The 19301-nt window shown below is 62.0% G+C and carries 16 protein-coding genes and 1 pseudogene; 12 read left to right on the top strand and 5 right to left on the bottom strand.

The annotated features are described in order from the left end of the window. Positions 1-702, bottom strand: coding sequence for a response regulator (locus tag AB4N92_RS24675; RefSeq protein ID WP_010210801.1), 702 nt, complete (start codon positions 700-702; stop codon positions 1-3). A gap of 287 nt (positions 703-989) precedes the next feature. On the opposite strand from AB4N92_RS24675, the gene AB4N92_RS24670 reads away from it, so the two are divergent. The 8 genes and pseudogenes from AB4N92_RS24670 to AB4N92_RS24635 all read left to right on the top strand — a co-directional run bounded on the left by AB4N92_RS24670 (position 990) and on the right by AB4N92_RS24635 (position 11482). After that, positions 990-2132 carry an efflux RND transporter periplasmic adaptor subunit gene (locus tag AB4N92_RS24670; RefSeq protein ID WP_010210803.1) on the top strand — a complete coding sequence of 381 codons (1143 nt, stop codon included), beginning with the start codon at positions 990-992 and terminating at the stop codon, positions 2130-2132. 6 nt (positions 2133-2138) lie between these two features. Then, positions 2139-5230, top strand: a pseudogene (locus tag AB4N92_RS24665) (multidrug efflux RND transporter permease subunit). A gap of 151 nt (positions 5231-5381) precedes the next feature. Next, positions 5382-6023 carry a DUF1345 domain-containing protein gene (locus tag AB4N92_RS24660; protein ID WP_010210806.1) on the top strand — a complete coding sequence of 214 codons (642 nt, stop codon included), beginning with the start codon at positions 5382-5384 and terminating at the stop codon, positions 6021-6023. 272 nt (positions 6024-6295) lie between these two features. Beyond that, on the top strand, positions 6296-7327 hold the full coding sequence (locus AB4N92_RS24655) for a LacI family DNA-binding transcriptional regulator (RefSeq protein ID WP_085989256.1): 1032 nt from the start codon (positions 6296-6298) through the stop codon (positions 7325-7327). 126 nt (positions 7328-7453) lie between these two features. Further along, a complete protein-coding gene (locus AB4N92_RS24650) occupies positions 7454-8236 on the top strand; it encodes a sugar phosphate isomerase/epimerase family protein (protein ID WP_183701688.1) in 783 nt (260 codons plus the stop codon). Next, the gene (locus AB4N92_RS24645; protein ID WP_106119725.1) at positions 8229-9170 is read left to right on the top strand and encodes a sugar kinase; all 942 of its coding nucleotides are present in this window, start codon (positions 8229-8231) and stop codon (positions 9168-9170) included. Before AB4N92_RS24650 ends, AB4N92_RS24645 begins: the two co-directional genes overlap by 8 nt. Positions 9171-9215: 45 nt before the next feature. Then, positions 9216-10508, top strand: a complete 1293-nt coding sequence (locus AB4N92_RS24640) for an MFS transporter (RefSeq protein ID WP_010210812.1) — start codon at positions 9216-9218, stop codon at positions 10506-10508. Further along, positions 10505-11482 (top strand): 2-hydroxyacid dehydrogenase, encoded by a 978-nt coding sequence (locus tag AB4N92_RS24635; RefSeq protein WP_021491786.1) that lies wholly within the window; start codon positions 10505-10507, stop codon positions 11480-11482. Before AB4N92_RS24640 ends, AB4N92_RS24635 begins: the two co-directional genes overlap by 4 nt. 131 nt (positions 11483-11613) lie before the next feature. Here AB4N92_RS24635 and AB4N92_RS24630 read toward each other — a convergent pair whose 3' ends face one another. Continuing rightward, positions 11614-13239: a methyl-accepting chemotaxis protein gene (locus tag AB4N92_RS24630; RefSeq protein ID WP_010210815.1), complete on the bottom strand. Its 1626-nt coding sequence runs from the start codon at positions 13237-13239 to the stop codon at positions 11614-11616. A gap of 234 nt (positions 13240-13473) precedes the next feature. Between AB4N92_RS24630 and AB4N92_RS24625 the strand changes: the two genes are divergently transcribed. Beyond that, complete coding sequence (locus AB4N92_RS24625; RefSeq protein WP_010210816.1) at positions 13474-14901, top strand: nucleobase:cation symporter-2 family protein; 1428 nt, start codon at positions 13474-13476, stop codon at positions 14899-14901. Between the two features lie 12 nt (positions 14902-14913). After that, positions 14914-15375 carry an LEA/WHy family protein gene (locus AB4N92_RS24620; protein WP_021491787.1) on the top strand — a complete coding sequence of 154 codons (462 nt, stop codon included), beginning with the start codon at positions 14914-14916 and terminating at the stop codon, positions 15373-15375. A gap of 39 nt (positions 15376-15414) precedes the next feature. Here the strand turns inward: AB4N92_RS24620 and AB4N92_RS24615 are convergent, their stop codons facing one another. Then, positions 15415-16341, bottom strand: a complete 927-nt coding sequence (locus AB4N92_RS24615) for a carbon-nitrogen hydrolase family protein (protein WP_010210818.1) — start codon at positions 16339-16341, stop codon at positions 15415-15417. An 81-nt stretch (positions 16342-16422) separates the two neighbouring features. Here AB4N92_RS24615 and AB4N92_RS24610 point away from each other — a divergent pair, with 81 nt between their 5' ends. Beyond that, positions 16423-17337 carry a LysR family transcriptional regulator gene (locus tag AB4N92_RS24610; RefSeq protein ID WP_181195581.1) on the top strand — a complete coding sequence of 305 codons (915 nt, stop codon included), beginning with the start codon at positions 16423-16425 and terminating at the stop codon, positions 17335-17337. On the opposite strand, the gene AB4N92_RS24605 is transcribed toward AB4N92_RS24610, so the two are convergent. Continuing rightward, positions 17309-17563, bottom strand: coding sequence for a hypothetical protein (locus AB4N92_RS24605; protein WP_003190904.1), 255 nt, complete (start codon positions 17561-17563; stop codon positions 17309-17311). The genes AB4N92_RS24610 and AB4N92_RS24605 overlap by 29 nt on opposite strands. Before the next feature lie 163 nt (positions 17564-17726). Here AB4N92_RS24605 and AB4N92_RS24600 point away from each other — a divergent pair, with 163 nt between their 5' ends. Beyond that, complete coding sequence (locus tag AB4N92_RS24600) at positions 17727-18047, top strand: ElaB/YgaM/YqjD family protein (RefSeq protein ID WP_003217958.1); 321 nt, start codon at positions 17727-17729, stop codon at positions 18045-18047. A 33-nt stretch (positions 18048-18080) separates the two neighbouring features. Here the strand turns inward: AB4N92_RS24600 and AB4N92_RS24595 are convergent, their stop codons facing one another. Beyond that, a complete protein-coding gene (locus AB4N92_RS24595; protein ID WP_010210831.1) occupies positions 18081-19118 on the bottom strand; it encodes an Ldh family oxidoreductase in 1038 nt (345 codons plus the stop codon). Between the last annotated feature and the right edge of the window lie 183 nt (positions 19119-19301).

Here is a 19301-nt window from a genome sequence, read left to right as displayed (position 1 = left end):
TCAGCATTCCCACTCGGAACGGCTGAACAGGTAGCCCTTGCCCCACACCGTCTTGATTTTGCGCGCCTCACCGGCGTTGTCGTCGAACTTGCGGCGCAGCTTGGAGATGGCCACGTCCACCGAACGGTCAGTGCCATTGAATTCGATGCCCCGCAGGCGTTGCAGGATCTGGTCGCGGCTCAGCACTTCGCCTGCATGCCGCGCCAGCACCACCAGCAGGTTGTACTCGCCGCTGGACAGCTCCACCGGCTGCTCACGCCAGGTCACCGTGCGCTCCGACAGGTCGATGCACAGGTTGCCCATGATGATCTGATCGTTGGCCACCTGGGGCTCGGACAAACTGCTGCGCCGTAATAACGTGCGCACCCGCGCCAGCAATACCCGTGGCTCGCAAGGCTTGGTCACGTAGTCGTCGGCGCCCATTTCCAGGCCCAACACCTGGTCGTGGCTGTCGTCGCGGGCGGTGAGCATCAGGATCGGCAGGCCCGCCGAGTCAGCGCGCAACAGGCGGCAGACTTGCAGGCCGTCGAGGCCGGGCAGCATCAGGTCGAGGATCACCAGGTCCGGCGGGTTGAGGCGCGCGCGTTCGCGGACGTGGTCGCCACGGCTGAGCACGCTGACGTGGTAGCCATTGCGTTCCAGATAGCTGGCAATCAGCTCGGAGAGTGCGGCGTCGTCTTCCACCAGGAGGATGTTGGGCATGGTGTTTCCAAATAATGCGGTTCGTCGGCTGTGCACAGACCCTTGTGGGAGCGGGCTTGCTCGCGAAAGCAGTGGTTCAGTGAGCAGATTTTTTGGCTGATATACCGCTTTCACGGGCAAGCCCGCCCCCCACATTGATCGTTGCTGTTTGCAGGATTGTGCAAGGATATACGCCCTCTGCCGACTATGGGTCGCACCTTACATTTCTTCACAGACGAGCTACACAGCTTCACAGCACCAAGGCGCAGGTGACTTTAGGATGCGCCAGTCAATATTGGGATAAAAGCATGTCGAAGAATCTGTTTGCGCCATTTTGCCTGCTGGCCCTCACCCTGGCCCTGAGCGCATGTGGCGACTCCGCCGCCGAGGCGCCGGAAATGCCCCTGGCCAAAGTGCGCGTCGAAACCCTTGAAGCCAAGCCCCTGGCCATCACCAGCGAACTCAGCGGGCGCATTGCCGCGCCGCGTATCGCCGAAGTGCGCGCACGGGTCGCAGGCGTGGTGATGCAACGGGTGTTCAAGGAAGGCCATGATGTCAAACAGGGCGACGTGCTGTTTCGCATTGACCCCGCACCGTTCAAGGCCGACCTCGACAGCGCCCAGGCCAACCTGAGCAAGGCCGAGGCCGATGCCTTCAAGGCGCGCCTGCAGGAACAGCGCTACAGCCAGTTGGTGGAAGGCAATGCCATCAGCGGCCAGGACTACGACAACGCCCGCGCCGCCGTGCGCCAGACCAACGCCGAGGTCGCCGCCAACAAAGCCGCCGTCGAACGCGCGCGCTTGAACCTGGGCTACGCCACCGTGACCGCCCCGATTTCCGGGCGCATTGGCCGGGCGCTGGTCACCGAAGGCGCGCTGGTCGGCCAGAACGAGGCCACACCGCTGGCGCTCATCCAGCAACTGGATCCGATCCACGCCGACCTCACCCAGTCCACCCGCGAACTGAACGACCTGCGCCGCGCCTTCCGCGCCGGCAGCTTGAAGCAGGTCGGCCAGGACCAGGCCAAGGCTACGCTGATCGAGGACGACGGCAGCCTCTACCCATTGCCGGGCAAGTTGCTGTTTGCCGAGATCAGTGTCGACCCTGGCACCGGGCAAATCATCCTGCGCAGCGAGTTCCCCAACCCCGACCTCGACCTGCTGCCCGGCAGCTTTGTGCGGGTGCGCCTGGAACAAGCGGTCGATAAACAAGGCATCAGCGTGCCGCAACGCGCCATCACCCGTGACAGCGCCGGTATCCCGATGGTGTTGCTGCTGGACGCCGGGCAGACCGTGAGCCAACAGCCGGTCGAGCTGGGGGCGGTGATCAACGATCGCTGGATCGTCAGCAGCGGCCTCAAGCCCGGTGACCGCATCATCGTCGAAGGCCTGCAACACGCGCGCCCCGGTGAAAAAGTTGAAGTGGACGACAGCCCGCTCGTAAAGGAATAACCCGTCATGCCGCAGTTCTTTATTGACCGCCCGATCTTCGCCTGGGTGGTCGCCCTGTTTATCCTGCTGGCCGGTTTGCTGGCGATCCCGCAACTGCCGGTGGCGCAGTACCCCAACGTCGCGCCGCCGAAAGTGGAGATCTACGCGGTGTACCCCGGTGCATCGGCGCAGACCCTGGATGAAAGCGTGGTGAGCCTGATCGAGCAGGAGCTCAACGGCGCCGATCACCTGCTGTATTTCGAGTCCCAGAGCAGCCTCGGTTCGGCCACCATCACCGCCACCTTCCAGCCGGGCACCAACCCGGAAATGGCTCAGGTGGACGTGCAGAACCGCCTCAAAGCGGTCGAGCCGCGCCTGCCGCAGGCGGTGACCCAGCAAGGCTTGCAGGTGGAGAAAGTCTCCGCCGGCTTCCTGCTGCTGGTAACGCTCACCTCCAACGACGGCAAGCTCGATGACGTGGCGCTGAGTGATTACCTGGCGCGCAACGTGATGAACGAACTCAAGCGCCTCGACGGTGTGGGCAAGGCCCAGCTGTATGGTGCCGAGCGCGCTATGCGCGTCTGGATCGACCCGCAGAAATTGATCGGCTTCAACCTGACGCCGGCCGACGTGAACGCTGCGATCAGCGCGCAGAACGCCCAGGTCTCGGCCGGCAGCATCGGGGATTTGCCCGGCACCAACACCCAGGAAATCACCGCTGCAATCCTGGTCAAGGGCCAGCTTTCGACGCCCGCCGAGTTTGCCGATATCGTGCTAAAAGCCAACCCGGACGGTTCGACCGTGCGCATCGGCGATGTGGCGCGGGTTGAAGTGGGCAGCCAGGAATACCAGTTCTCCACACGCCTGAACGGCAAGCCGTCCACCGCCGTCAGCGTACAGCTGTCGCCGGGCGCCAACGCCCTGAACACCGCGACGTTGGTGCGGGCGAAAATGGACGAGCTGTCGCGCTACTTCCCGGCCAATGTGGAGTACAAAATCCCGTACGACACCTCGCCATTCGTCAAGGTCTCGATCACCAAGGTGGTCTATACCCTGCTCGAAGCGATGGCGCTGGTGTTTGCGGTGATGTTCCTGTTCCTGCAGAACGTGCGCTATACCTTGATCCCGACGCTGGTGGTGCCGATAGCCCTGATGGGCACCTTTGCCACCATGCTGTTGCTGGGCTTCTCGATCAACGTACTGACCATGTTCGGCATGGTATTGGCCATCGGTATCCTGGTGGACGACGCCATTGTGGTGGTGGAGAACGTCGAGCGCATCATGGCCACCGAGGGCCTGTCGCCCAAGGAAGCGACGAAAAAGGCCATGGGCCAGATCACCGGGGCCATCATCGGCATCACCCTGGTGCTGGTGGCGGTGTTCCTGCCGATGGCGTTCATGGCCGGTTCAGTGGGGGTTATCTACCAGCAGTTCTCGTTGTCGATGGCCACCTCAATCCTGTTCTCGGCGTTCCTCGCCCTGACCTTGACCCCGGCGCTGTGCGCCACATTGCTCAAGCCGATCGCCAAGGGCGAGCACCATGCCAAGGGCGGTTTCTTCGGCTGGTTCAACACGCGCTTTGAACAGCTCACCGACCGCTATGAAGGCTGGGTAGCCTATGCCCTCAAGCGTAGCGGCCGTTACCTGCTGATCTACCTGGTGCTGCTGGTAGGCCTGGGCTGGATGTTCAGCCGCCTGCCTTCCTCCTTCCTACCGGTGGAAGACCAGGGTTACACCATCACCGACATCCAGCTACCGCCGGGCGCGAGCAAGAACCGCACGGTGCAGGTGGCCGAGCAGATCGAAGCGCACAACGCCGAGGAACCTGGGGTGGGCGACACCACCATGATCATGGGCTTCAGCTTCTCCGGTTCGGGGCAGAACGCGGCGCTGGCGTTTACCACGCTCAAGGATTGGTCTGAGCGCAGCAGCGATGATTCGGCTTCGTCGATTGCCGACCGCGCCAACATGGCCTTCAGCGAGCTCAAGGATGCGATTGCCTACGCGGTCCTGCCGCCGCCGGTGGACGGCCTGGGCACGTCCAGTGGTTTCGAGTTCCGCCTGCAGGACCGGGGGGCGTCGGCCATGCCGCGTTGATGGCGGCGCGTACCGAATTGCTGGCTGCCGCTGAGAAAAGCCCGATCCTGGCCAACGTCCGCGAAAGCGCCCTGGCCGAAGCCCCGCAAGTGCAGTTGGAGGTGGACCGCAAGCAGGCCAACGCGCTGGGCGTGTCCTTCGCCGACGTGGGCAATGTGCTGTCCTCGGCCATCGGCTCGGCCTACATCAACGACTTTCCCAACCAGGGCCGCATGCAGCGGGTGGTGGTACAGGCCGAAGGCGACCAGCGCAGCCAGGTGGCGGATTTGATGAAAATCAACGTGCGCAACAACGCTGGCAAGATGGTGCCGCTGTCGGCCTTTGTCGAAGCCAAATGGACCCAGGGCCCGACGCAGCTGACCCGCTACAACGGCTACCCGGCCATCGCGATTTCCGGCGAAGCGGCACCGGGCCACAGTACCGGTGAAGCGATGGACGAGATCCAGCGCCTGGTCAGCCAGTTGCCGGCAGGCCTGGGCCAGGAATGGACCGGTTTGTCGTTGCAGGAACGTCTGTCCGGCGCTCAAGCGCCCTTGCTGTTGGGCTTGTCGCTGTTGATCGTGTTCCTGTGCCTGGCGGCGCTGTATGAAAGCTGGTCGATCCCCACCTCGGTATTGCTGGTGGTGCCGCTCGGTGTTCTCGGTGCCGTCATCGCGGTGGGCTTGCGCGGCATGCCCAACGATGTGTTTTTCAAGGTCGGCCTGATCACCATCATCGGCCTGTCGGCGAAGAACGCGATCCTGATCATCGAGTTCGCCAAGGACCTGTATGACCAGGGTGAAGACCTGGTCACCGCTACCTTGAAAGCTGCGCGCTTGCGCCTGCGGCCGATCATCATGACATCCCTGGCGTTCATCCTCGGCGTGGTGCCGCTGGCGATTGCAACCGGCGCCAGCTCGGCCAGTCAGCAAGCGATTGGTACGGGGGTGATTGGCGGGATGATCACGGCGACGCTGGCAGTGGTGTTTGTGCCAGTGTTCTTTGTGGTGGTGATGAAGTTGGTGAAGAAAAAAAGCCGCTAGCACAATTTTCCCTTTCCCCTGTGGGAGCTGGCTTGCCTGCGATGGCATCAACTCGGTATGCCTGATGTACCGAGGTGGCTGCATCGCAGGCAAGCCAGCTCCCATAAGGATCGGGTACAGTCTGCTCACATACCGTGATTTGTGAGCCCTCATGCCCTTCCTCGCCCGCACCCACCCTCGCCTCTCCGCCGCCGCCGTGTTCGGGATTGCCGTGGGCATCCTGGTGCCGGCCGACACGCTGGTCAGCAAAGTCCTCATCGGCTGGAACGCCGGCGTCTGGACCTACCTGGTGCTGATGCTGTGGCTGACCCGCCGCGCCAAGGCCGAGGACGTAAAGCGCATCGCCGAGATCGAAGATGAAAATGCCGGCCTGGTGCTGTTCACGGTGTGCATCGCCGCCATTGCCAGCCTGGCGACCATCACGTTCGAGCTGGTGGGCAGCAAGGATCTGGCCAATGCCGAGCGCCTGCTGCACTACGGGTTCACCGGGTTGACGGTGATCGGATCGTGGTTGCTGATCGGGGTGATTTTCAGCGTGCACTACGCCCGCCTTTACTACACCTGGGACGGCAAGGAACCGGCGTTGCGCTTTGCCGAGGGCCTGACTACGCCCAATTACTGGGACTTCCTGTACTTTTCCTTCACCATCGGTGTAGCGGTGCAGACCTCCGATGTGGGCGTCGCCACCCGGGCCATGCGCAAAGTGGTGCTGGGCCAATCGTTGATCGGTTTTTTGTTCAACACGGCGATCCTGGGGTTTTCGATCAATATTGCCGCCGGACTGTTCGGCTGACACGGCACACACCTGCTAGACGCCCCACACACGCTGGGCGCTAATCGCTTCACTTAGTCCGTCTCGGTGCCTTATGGGCACGCACAACTGAATCGACTTATCCGAGGAAGCCAACACCGGCCCTGTTGCTGCTGATAGCGACCTGGCTGCATGTGGCAGTTTGACGCACCGGTCATCTGACTTTGTCCTACAACAGCTTGACGACTTTCCTCATTTGATGGTTTCCTGAAACCGGTTTCAGTCATTCCAATAAAAACAGAAGGTCGATGACCGTGAACAATTTCTCTGCCGCCCAGCGCAGCCGTGTGACCATGCTTGATGTGGCCGAGCGCGCCGGTGTGTCCAAGGCCAGCGTGTCACGCTTTATCGGCGACGACCGCGCCCTGCTCTCCGATGCCATTGCACTGCGCATCGAGCAAGCCATCGAACACCTCGGCTACCGCCCCAACCAGATGGCCCGTGGTCTCAAACGTGGCCGCACCCGCCTGATCGGCATGCTGGTGGCCGATATCCGCAACCCCTATTCCATTGCCGTGATGCACGGTGTCGAAACCGCTTGCCGCCAGCACGGTTATAGCCTGGTGGTGTGCAACACCGACCGCGATGACGCACAAGAGCGCCAGCACCTGGCGGCCCTGCGTTCTTACAACATCGAAGGGCTGATCGTGAACACCCTCGGCCATCACCTCGACCAGTTGCTGGAACTGCAACGGGAAATGCCCCTGGTGCTGGTGGACCGTAAGGTCGAGCCGCTGCACAGCGACCTGGTTGGTCTGGACAACCCGGCGGCAGTGCGTATGGCGGTAGAACACCTGGAGCAGCAGGGTTATCGCGATGTGCTGATGGTGAGCGAACCCACCGATGGCACCAGTTCACGCTTGGAACGCCTGGAGAGTTTCAAGGCTGAGATTGCCAGCCGCCCGGCATTGACCGGCGCCGTGCTAGAACTGGATGACGCGCTGCAACAACACCTGCAGACCTTTCTCGCAAAACCTGGCCCCAAGGCGCTGTTCTGTGCCAACGGCGTCGCAGCACTGGCCTGCACCCGCGCCCTGAAGAACCTGGGTTGCAACCTGTTCGACGACATCGGCCTGATCGCCCTGGATGACCTCGACTGGTATCCGCTGGTAGGCACCGGTATTACCGCCCTCGCCCAGCCGACCGAAGCGATTGGTGCCAGCGCCTTCGACTGTTTGCTCAAACGTCTGCGCGGTGACACAACGCCGACCCGCACCCTGGACTTCATGCCCCAACTGATCATCCGAGGCTCCACAACCCCTTGCAGGAGCGAGCTTGCTCGCTAAAAACACCAACGATAGCGCAGCGATCCTGGTTTAACGCGGCGCTCTCAGGTTTTTCGCGAGCAAGCTCGCGCCTACGGAAAGTATTTTTTTCAGAAAAAATGAAACCGGTTTCAGAGGTAACCAACAATGCATAAATACCCCGTTTCAATCAGCCTCTCCAGCTACGGCGCCGACCTCGTCCGCCAGCAGGGCCAGTTGAGTTTTGTCGAGCTGCTGAGGGCCGCCGGCGCCCAACGTATCGAATGGCGTGAAGAATTGCTGACCGTCGAGCAACCCAAAGCCTTGGCCCAGGCCACTGCCGAGCATGGCCTGGAATCGGTGTTTTCATCGCCGCTGGAACTGTGGGTCGCCGGCCGCGCCCAACCGAATGCAGAACTCGCGGCCACCCTCGATCGAGCGCAGGCGTTCGGCTCACGCTGGTTGAAAGTATCCCTTGGCTACTTCACCGACACCAACGACCTGGAAAGCCTGCACGCCCTGCTCAACCGCCACCCGGTTCAACTGTTGGTAGAGAACGACCAGACCTTGCACGGCGGCCGCATCGAACCCATGCAGCGCTTTTTCACCGAGGTGGAACGCCTGGGCCTGCCGGTGAAGATGACCTTCGATATCGGCAACTGGCAGTGGCAGGACCAATCCGCCCTCACCGCTGCACGCCTGCTGGGTCGGCATGTGGATTACCTGCACTGCAAGGCCGTGGCCCGCCGCGCCGACGGCAAGCTGGTGGCCATGCCGCCTGGCGCCACCGACCTGCATCTGTGGGAACAACTGCTCAAGCACATGACTCCAGGTATTAGCCGGGCCGTGGAATTCCCGCTGCAAGGCGATGACCTGGTCGCGGTCACCGCGCAGCAGGTCGCCACCCTCACCCTGCTGGGCCAACCTCGTGCGGAGCGTGCTTATGTCTGAGATCGATATCCTGTCGTTTGGTGAAACCATGGCGATGTTTGTCGCCGAGCAAACCGGCGATCTGGCCCACGTGGCTCAATTTCATAAACGGATCGCGGGTGCCGACAGCAACGTCGCCATCGGCCTGTCACGCCTGGGTTTCAAGGTGGCCTGGCTGAGCCGGGTCGGTAACGATTCGCTCGGGCGCTTTGTGGTCGACACCTTGACCCAGGAAGGCCTGGATTGCCGCCACGTGGCGGTCGATCCGGCACACCCCACCGGTTTTCAACTCAAATCCCGTGAAGAAACCGGCGATGATCCTCAGGTGGAGTACTTCCGCAAGGGCTCGGCGGCCAGCCATTTGTCGATCGCAGCCATCAGTCCTGCCTTGCTGCAAGCCCGCCATCTGCATGCCACCGGCATTCCGCCCGCACTGTCTGAGGCGACACGTGAGTTGTCCGTGGAGCTGATGACGCAGATGCGCAAAGCCGGACGCAGCGTGTCGTTCGACCCCAACCTGCGCCCGTCCTTGTGGGCCAACCAACAGACGATGATCCGTGAAATCAACGCCCTCGCCGGCCTGGCCGATTGGGTCTTGCCGGGCCTGGGTGAAGGCCGCCTGCTCACCGGTTTCGATGACCCGGCCGACATCGCCGCGTTCTACCTCGACCAAGGCGCCGAAGCCGTGGCCATCAAGCTTGGCCCGGACGGTGCCTACTACCGCACTCATATGGACCAGGGCTTTGTCGCCGCCGTGCGCGTGGACAAGGTCGTGGACACGGTCGGCGCCGGCGACGGTTTTGCCGTGGGCATGATCAGCGCCCTGCTGGAAAACCTCAGCTTCCCCGAGGCGGTACAGCGCGGCAACTGGATCGGCAGCCGCGCCGTGCAAAGCCGTGGCGATATGGAAGGCCTGCCAGCCCGTTCAGAGTTACCGATTCGATCCGTTGCCTAACCCACTACCTGTTGCCACAACTACAACAAGCTCAGGAGCAACCCCATGGAAACCGTGAAACTCGCCACCCGCCGCTGGTGGTACATCATGCCCATCGTTTTTATCACCTACAGCCTGGCGTACCTGGACCGCGCCAACTACGGCTTCGCCGCCGCCTCCGGCATGGCCGAAGACCTGATGATCACCCCCGGCATGTCGTCACTGCTGGGCGCGCTGTTTTTCCTCGGCTACTTTTTCTTCCAGGTGCCAGGAGCGATCTACGCGCAGAAGCGCAGCGTCAAGAAGCTGATCTTCGTCAGCCTGATCCTGTGGGGCGGCCTCGCCACCCTGACCGGCGTGGTGTCCAACGCCTACATGCTGATCGTGATCCGCTTCATGCTCGGCGTGGTCGAAGCCGCGGTGATGCCGGCGATGCTGGTGTACCTGTGCCATTGGTTCACCCGGGCAGAACGCTCACGCGCCAACACGTTCCTGATCCTCGGCAACCCGGTGACCATGCTGTGGATGTCGGTGGTATCAGGCTACCTGGTGCAGCATTTCAGCTGGCGCTGGATGTTTATCATCGAAGGCCTGCCGGCCGTGCTGTGGGCGTTTATCTGGTGGAAGCTGGCCGATGAGCGTCCAAAGGATGCCAAGTGGCTGAGCGACTCTGAGAAACAGGACCTGGAAACCGCGCTGGCCGCCGAGCAAGTCGGGATCAAGGCGGTGAAGAACTACGCCGAAGCCTTCCGCTCGCCCAAGGTGATCATCCTGGCCCTGCAATTCTTCTGCTGGAGCATTGGTGTGTACGGCTTCGTGTTGTGGCTGCCGTCGATCCTCAAGCAAGGCTTGCAGATGGACATGGTCGAGGCCGGCTGGCTGTCGGCGCTGCCCTACCTGGCGGCCGTGATTGGCATGCTGGCGGTGTCGTGGGGCTCGGACAAGCTGCAAAAGCGCAAGCGTTTCGTATGGCCACCGTTGCTGATTGCCTCCATTGCTTTCTACGCGTCCTACGTGCTCGGTGCCGAACACTTCTGGTGGTCCTACACCTTGCTGGTGATTGCCGGCGCCTGCATGTACGCGCCCTACGGTCCTTTTTTTGCGATTGTCCCGGAAATCCTGCCGGCCAACGTCGCCGGGGGCGCCATGGCGCTGATCAACAGCATGGGCGCCCTGGGCTCCTTTGGCGGCTCGTACCTGGTGGGCTACCTCAATAGCAGCACCGGTTCGCCCGGTACTTCGTACCTGCTGATGAGCGGCGCCTTGCTGCTGTCGGTGGTACTGACGATTTTTCTCAAGCCCGGCGCCAGTGATCGCACGCCGGCGCCCAACCTGGAATTAAAGGTAAAGACCGCATGAAAAAGTCTGTCGTGTTGTACAAGAAACTCTCTGCGCCACTGATGGCCCGCCTGCATGAGCAGACCGATGTCACGCTGATCGAAGCACTGGACGACACCGGCCTGGCCAAATTGCGCGATGCCCTGCCCGGCGCCCACGGTCTGCTAGGTGCCAGCCTACGGCTGGATGCCAAGTTGCTCGACCTGGCGCCACAGCTGGAGGCCGTGGCCAGCGTATCGGTCGGCGTCGACAACTACGATATCGACTACCTCACCGCGCGCGGCATCTTGCTCAGCAACACACCCGACGTGCTCACCGAAACCACCGCCGACACCGGTTTTGCATTGATCCTGGCCACCGCCCGGCGCGTGGTCGAACTGGCCGACATGGTCCGCGCCGGCCAATGGAACAAAAACATCGGCCCAGCGCATTTCGGCAGCGATGTGCATGGCAAGACCCTGGGCATCATCGGCATGGGCCGCATCGGCGAAGCGCTGGCCCAGCGTGGGCATTTTGGTTTTGGCATGCCGGTGATCTACCACAGCCATTCGCCCAAGCCGGCGGTGGAGGCGCGTTTCGGTGCGCAGTACCGCAGCTTGAACGACTTGCTGCAACAGGCCGACTTTGTCTGCCTGACGTTGCCGCTCACCGCCGAAACCGAGAAATTGATAGGCGCAGAACAGTTTGCGCGGATGGGCCCGGAGACGATCTTCATCAATATTTCGCGGGGCAAGGTGGTCGACGAGGCCGCGCTGGTGGAGGCGTTGCAACAGCGCACCATTCGGGCAGCGGGGCTGGATGTGTTTGAGAAGGAACCGCTGGATCACAGCTCGCCGTTGTTGCGCTTGAACAACGTGGTGGCCACGCCGCATATCGGCTCGGCCACCCATGAGACGCGGGAGGCCATGGCCAAATGTGCGGTGGATAATTTGCTGCAGGCGTTGGCCGGTGAGAAGCCGAAGAACCTGGTCAACGCCAACGCCTGGAACCGCTGATTTCTGACACCACAAACCCCATGTGGGAGCGGGCTTGCTCGCGAATGCGGTGTGTCAGTCGAGAGACGTCTTGACTGATCCACTGCATTCGCGAGCACGCCCCCGCTCCCCCATTTTGAGCGCATTTCAGGTCAGATAACGAAACGCGCCACCATTCCATTCAAATCCACCGCCAGGCGCGACAGTTCGTGGCTGGCTGCGCTGGTCTGATTGGCACCGGCCGCCGACTGGGTCGCCAGGTCACGGATGTTCACCAGGTTGCGGTCCACTTCGCGGGACACCTGGGCCTGTTCTTCCGAGGCGCTGGCGATCACCAGGTTGCGTTCGTTGATCAGGCTGATGGATTGGGTGATCTGCTCCAGGGCCACGCCGGCGGCGCGGGCCATTTCCAGGGTGGTCTGGGTGCGCTGGTTGCTCTGCTGCATCGATTGCACGGCCTCACCGGTGCCGTTCTGGATGCCGGCGACCATTTTCTCGATTTCCTGGGTCGACTGCGCGGTGCGATGGGCCAACGCTCGCACTTCGTCGGCCACCACCGCAAAGCCACGCCCGGCCTCACCGGCGCGAGCCGCTTCAATGGCGGCGTTGAGCGCCAGCAGGTTGGTCTGCTCAGCAATCGCACGGATCACGTCCAGTACCTTACCGATGTCGCGGCCCTGGGTGGCCAGGCCTTCAATCATCGCCGCAGTGTTTTGTACGTCCTGGGTCATGGTCTGGATGGCGCCGACGGTTTCCACCACACGGTCGCGGCCTTCACGGGCGGCCTGGTTGGACTGGCTGGACGCCTCGGAGGTGGACACCGCATTGCGCGCCACTTCTTCTACCGCCGCCGTCATCTCGTTGACTGCCGTGGCGGCCTGGTCGATTTCGTTGTTCTGTTGCTGCAAACCTTTGGAGGCTTCTTCGGTGACTGCGCTCAACTCTTCCGCTGCCGAGGCAAGCTGGGTGGCCGAGCCGGCGATGTGCTGGATGGTCTGGCGCAGGTTGGCCTGCATGGTGGCCAGGGCGCCGAGCAAGCGCGCCGGTTCGTCCTTGCCGTCGTCTTCGATCGCTTTGCTCAGGTTGCCGCCTGCGATGGTTTCAGCGACTTCTACGGCTTTGCGCAGTGGCGTGACAATGCTGCGGGTCAACAACCAGGCCAACAGCACGGTGAGCAATGCGGCAGCGACGGAAACCGCAATCACGCCGGTGATCGCGCCGTCGTAACTCTGCCCGGCATCAGTGTCGGCGGTCTTGGCATCGGCCACGTTGATGGCGATGAGCTTATTCAATTGCTCGCCCATCTGGTCGGTGCCGTCCTTGATGCGGCTGTTGATCAGCGCACGCATTTCATCCACTTTGCCCTGCTTGGACAACGCGAGCATGTCGGCCTGGGCCTTGAGGTAGTTGTCCAGCGTGACCATAAACGTTTTGTACAGCGCGGCTTCTTCCGGGCCGGCGGGCAGCGCAGCGTAACTGGCCTGGGCGGTCTTGACCTTGTCAACGAGCACACCTATGCGCGTTTCGGCCTCTTGCAGGCTGGCAGGCTCGCGGTTGACCAGCACGCGGAACGACAGGATGCGCAGGCGCAGCACGTTTTCCGTGATCACCCCCAGCGACGTCACGCTGGGCAGTTGGGTCGCGGTCATTTCCACTGAGGATTGCCGAATCTGTGCCATGCGGTTGACCGCAAACACCCCCAGTAAAATCACTAACAACGCAATGAAGGCGAAACCGAGAAACGCTCGAGGGGCAATGTTCAATTGGCGAAGGGACATAGGGGGGCTCTCAGAAGTAGTGTTTGCGAGCGTCCCTGCTGCGAAACGATCAGTCGGCGTCAACGCGCCGTTCCGACCTGTGGTCACCACTGTTGTCGTTGGTATGTGGGCCTATCCTCGATATCGGCAGGGCCTGGGGTTTCCCGCAGGTCATTCATAAATATTTTTTTACACTTCTGACGACCGGCGCTTTCTGGCATCCTGCGCCTCCATTTTCTGACCCGAGCCCGTATTTTGTCTGACGCTCAAGCCCCCCGCCCGCGCTATAAATCCGACCTGATCTACGGCCTGGAAGACCGCCCGCACTTCACCGCGGCGATTTTTGCCGCGTTGCAGCACGTGCTGGCGAGTTTCGTCGGAATCATCACCCCCACGCTGATCGTCGGTGGCGTGCTGGGCCTGGAAAGCGAAGTGCCGTACCTGGTGAGCATGGCGCTGTTTGTGTCGGGGCTCGGCACCTTTGTGCAGGCGCGCACGTTCGGCCCGATCGGCTCGGGGCTGTTGTGCCTGCAGGGCACCAGTTTTTCCTTCATCAGCGTAATTCTCAGCGCGGGCTTCATGGTCAAGGCCCGGGGCGGCGGCACCGATGAGATCCTCTCGACGATCTTTGGCATCTGCTTCTTCGCCGCGTTTATCGAGGTGGTGCTGAGCCAGTTCATCGGCAAGCTGCGCAAGCTGATCACCCCGGTGGTCACCGGCACCATCATTACCTTGATGGGCTTGTCGCTGATCAAAGTCGCAGTCACTGACATGGCTGGCGGTTTCGGCGCCAGCGACCTCGGCGCGGCCAGTAATATGGGCCTGGCTGCGCTGGTACTGCTGACTATCGTGGTGCTCAACCGTTTCAACAACCCGTTCCTGCGCCTGGGCTCCATCGTGATCGGCCTGACCCTGGGCTTTGTGGTGGCCTGGCTGATGGGGCGTGTGGACATGGCGGCACTGCCCCAGGTGCCGTTGATCAGTGTGCCGGTGCCGTTCAAATACGGTTTCTCGTTCGACTGGGTGGCGTTTATCCCGGTGGCGGTGATCTTCCTGATATCGCCCTTGGAAGCGGCCGGTGACCTGACCGCCAATTCGATGATTTCCCAGCAGCCGGTCAAGGGCCCGCTGTATATCAAGCGCATCAAGTCCGGCCTGCTGGCCGACGGCCTCAACTCGGCGATGGCGGCCACCTTCAACAGCCTGCCGATGGTGACCTTCGCCCAGAACAACGGGGTGATTCAGTTGACCGGCGTGGCCAGCCGCTACGTGGCGTACTTCATCGCCGGGCTGCTGGTGCTGCTGGGGCTGTTCCCGATGATCGGCGCGGTGCTGCAATTGATGCCCAAGCCGGTGTTGGGCGGCGCCACGCTGATCATGTTCGGCACCGTGGCCGTGGCCGGCATCAAGATCCTCGCCGAAGCCGGGCTGCACCGGCGCAATGTGCTGATCGTGGCGATTTCCCTGGGCATGGGCCTGGGCGTGGCCGCCGTGCCGGAAGTGCTGCGTGACTTGCCCAAGGCGCTGCACAACATCTTCGAATCGCCGATCACCGTGGGGGCTTTCTGTGCAATCCTGCTGAACATTTTCCTGCCGGAAGAGTTCATAGAGCTGGAAGAAGATGAATTTGATCCGGAGTCTTCGACCCTTAAAGTGATGCAGGACCCGGACGTCACGAAATAGGAGCACTTATCAATGCGCAAGCTCATGGTTCTATCGCTGTTGCTACTGACCCTGAGCGCCTGCGCGCTGTTCCCCAACCGCGACCCGGTGAACATCAACGTGGTGGGTCTCGAGCCCCTGCAAAGCCAGGACCTGGAAGTGCGATTCGCCGTGAAAATGCGGGTGCAGAACCCTAATGACACGGCGATCGACTACAACGGCGTGGCCCTGGACCTGGAGGTCAATGGCCGGCCGCTGGCGTCAGGGGTGAGTGATCAAAGCGGATCCATCCCACGCTTTTCCGAGACGGTTCTGACGGTGCCGGTCAGTGTTTCGGCGTTTTCTGTCTTGCGCCAGACCCTGGGCCTGAGCCAGACCCAGAGTTTGAACAACCTGCCCTACGTGTTGCGCGGCAAACTGGCGGGTGGACTGTTCGGCACGATGCGCTTTGTCGACCGTGGTACGTTGGACATGCCCAACACGGCCACCTGGTGACCGCCATGCAACCGACGCTGCACACCGAACGATTGCGTTTTAGTCGGTGATGTAGCGCACGCCTGGCTTGGCCCGCTCATCCACCACAAGTTCGAAAACATCCGGCCGGGCGTAGTGCCCCACCACGTCATAGTCATACCGCGCACGCACCAAGTCATCCGTGTTGATTTGCGCCGTCAGCAGCCCGGCTTCTCCAAGCAACGGCCCTGCCAGAATGTCCCCCATGGGCCCGACAATCACACTGCCACCTGCAATCAACGCACGCTCGGCCGGCCAGTTCGCCACCTGAACCCCCAGTGCCTCGGGCGACGCCTGCACCTGGCACGCACTCACCACAAAGCAACGTCCCTCATGGGCCACATGGCGCATGCTCACCTGCCACATCTCGCGCTCGTCCACCGTCGGCGCGCACCAGACCTCCACACCCTTGGCGTACATCGCCGTACGCAGCAGCGGCATCATGTTTTCCCAGCACACCGCGCCGCCGACACGTCCCACTGCCGTATCGATCACCGGCAGGGTCGAGCCATCGCCCTTGCCCCAGATAAGCCGCTCGGTGCCGGTAGGCATCAACTTGCGGTGCTTGGCCACCAGACCGCCCGCCGGTTCGAAATACAGCACCGTGCAATACAGCGTGCTACCGCTGCGCTCGATCACACCGAGAACGAGGCTGGCGCCAGTGCGCGCCGACAGGCCTGCCAGCGCCTGCGTTTCAGGGCCTGGCACATCGATCGCATTATCAAAATAACGCGCGAAGGCTTCGCGACCTTCCGGCAGCCGATAACCCAGCTGCGTGCCGAATGCCTCACCTTTGGGATAGCCACCCAGCAGCGCCTCGGGCATTACCACCAATTGCGCACCGCTGCGCAGGATCTCGTCCTCATAACTGAGGATCTGCGCCAGGGTTTCGCCCTTGCCGCCAGGCAGGGATCCGATTTGCAGGGCCGCCACAGTAGAAACAGGCATCGCATTCACTCCAGATAAAGGGGTTGCCCATTCTCCCGTCAGCCTCGATCATGAATATAGCCCACTTCAGTGCTGAATGATATGAGCCAAATCAATATCGCCCAGGTCGATCTGAACCTACTGAAAACCTTCGAAGCCCTGCATGACGAGTCCAGCGCCAGCCGCGCCGCCTTGCGCCTGGGCGTGACGCAATCGGCCGTCAGCGCAGGCTTGCGGCGCTTGCGCGAGGTGTATGGTGATCAATTGTTCGTGCGCACCGGGCGTGGCCTGGCGCCGACCTTGCGGGCCAATCAACTGAAACCGGTAATCAGTGAAGCACTGGAACGCTGCCGGCAGAGCCTGGCCATGGTTGATCCGGACAATCAGCACTATCAGGGTCGGTCAGTGGTGTTGGGTTTATCCGATGATTTCGAAATTGCGTACGGCCGCCGGCTGATCGAGGCCATCGCACAACGGGCGCCCAGGCTGCGGGTGATTTTCCGTCAGACCCATAGCCAGATCGTCGCGGGCGCCCTCCTCGACCGCACCCTGGATCTTGCTATCACAGCCGGTGGCTTTGCTCAGGGCCGGCTGAGTCGCCAAGTACTGGGAGAAGGCGATTACCGCTGTCTGGTGGATTCGGACCAAGCCAGCATCAGCCTGGAGGAATTCGTCACACGCGAGCATGTGCTGGTGTCATCCGGCGGGTTTATCGGGATTACTGACGAGGGCTTGGCGGCGCTGGGGCTGAGCCGCCAGGTATGTGCGTCCACCAGCCACTTCGCCGCGCTGCCCTTTCTGCTCAAGGGCAGTCAGGCGGTGGCGACCATTCCTGGGCATGCGGCACAGGCCATCGCGCAGATGACCGGCCTGCGCGTGCTGCCCTGCCCGCTGGCCTTGCCGCGCTACCCGGTGGAACTGGGCTGGCGTACCCAGGCGCAGCTTGATCCGCTGTTGCTGAAAGTGCGTGAAGCGATTGTGGCGAGCTTTACTTGGCCGCGGCCATCAGCTTGTTGACTTCGCTGCGCACCATGTTCGAAAACTCCGGCGGCGACATGCCGTCGAGTTCGGCGCGCACCCACTCGGCCCACTTGCCCTTACGCTTGGCGCGCTCGCCGAACAACCGCGCGGCCTCGCCCTTGGCCTTGCCCAGATTGGTTTGCCACAGGTCGTAGAGACGCGACTTTTCATCTTCCAGCTCGGCGCGTTCGGCGAGGGTCTTGTTGGCGAGATTGAAGCTCATGTTGAATTACCTGCTGCATAAATAGGCGACATCTTACACTGTAGGTCGAATATTCCAGATTCGGATTTTGCTCAAGGCCGGGCCTTAGCAAAAAAACTGCAACTTTTGCCATCGCCCGGCACTCCATTGATCACTGTCCCATTCACCCGCAAGGAGTCACACAATGGCCCGCAAATCCGCTGCCCAAGCTGTCGAAGACCAAATCAAGGATCAAGCCTTCAGCGAACTGACCGCGTTGATCGAAGAATCGGACAAACTGCTCAAAAGCAGCGCCTCCCTGGTAGGCGAAGAAGGTGAAACCCTGCGTGAGCAGGTCGCCATCAAGCTCAAACAAGCCCTGGACTCGGTGTCCAATGTGCGCGAGCGCAGCAAGCCGGTGGTCGATGCCACCGAGACCTACATCGGTGGCCACCCATGGCAGACCGTGGCGATCAGCGCCGGTTTCGGCCTGGTGGTGGGCCTGCTGCTCGGTCGCCGTAACTGAGCAACGGGGGCTGCGCTGCTGGCGCAGCCCCCGTCAATCTTCGGCCAATTCCTGCAACTGCTTTAAATCCTGCGCGTTAATCTCTATACCGATTTCCTGCGACTTCGCCCGCGAGCGATGACGCCGGTCCCCCGGCAAGCGCCGCAACCCCGCCGCATGCATCTGCCGCACCAGCTCCTGGCTGCGCTCGGCAAAGTTTTGCCCGGTGGTTTTACTCGGGTCGATCAAAATCACCAGCTGGCCCGTCCATGGCGTGCGCGCACCTGGATGATCCGACCAATTGAACTCGAACGAGAAGTTACCGCCCGTCAACGCGGCGGCCAGCAACTCGACCATCATCGACAGCGCCGAGCCCTTGTGCCCGCCAAACGGCAACAGCGCACCGCCTTCAAGAATGGCCTTGGGGTCCTGGGTCGGCTGACCCAGGCTGTCGACGCCCATGCCCGGCGGCAGGCGCTCACCTTTGCGCGCGGCAATTTGCACGTCGCCGTGGGCGATGGCGCTGGTGGCCAGGTCAAACACAATGGGAGGGCCGTCCGCCCGTGGTGCAGCGAACGCAATCGGGTTGGTGCCGAACAACGGCCGGTCGGCGCCATGGGGCACCACACAGGTCATGCTGTTGACCACACTCAGCGCCACCAGGCCTTCTTCGGCAAAGGGTTCGACGTCGGGCCACAACGCCGCAAAGTGATGGGAATTGTGAATGGCCAGCAGCGCAATGCCGGCACTGCGGGCCTTGTCCACCAACAGTGAGCGGGCAGCTGCCAGCGCCGGCTGGGCAAAACCATTCACCGCATCCACCCGCACAAAGCCGCTGGCAACGTCTTCAACGATGGGCACTGCCTTGCCGTCGACCCAGCCGCTGTTCAACGTCGAGACGTAGCCGGGCACGCGAAACACCCCGTGGCTATGGGCCCCGTCGCGTTCGGCACTGGCGCAGTTTTCGGCCAGTACCTGAGCCACCGATTCAGACGTGCCCTGCCGGATAAAGATGCGCTGCAACAGCAGCGTCAAGGCCTCATAGCTCAGGTGCGTGGTTGAAGGGGCGTGATCCAAAGGCGATGCAGACATCGGTAGCTCCCGTTTAATTATTGGAAGGGGCAGTGCGTACGAACAATCGGCAGTCACGATTAAACAGTGTTTCGCGCGTGACTGTCGACCACGACAAGCAGCCCGGCGCATCAGACATATCTACTGCCGAACCCGCGTACCACGACTCTAGGCTCACGACGTCCCGGACGGGCTATTCGCACC

It is taken from the genome of Pseudomonas sp. S3_A09 (genome assembly GCF_054668065.1).
Note: the sequence above shows the minus strand (reverse complement) of the source record. Positions and strands in the feature narration are given on the sequence as shown.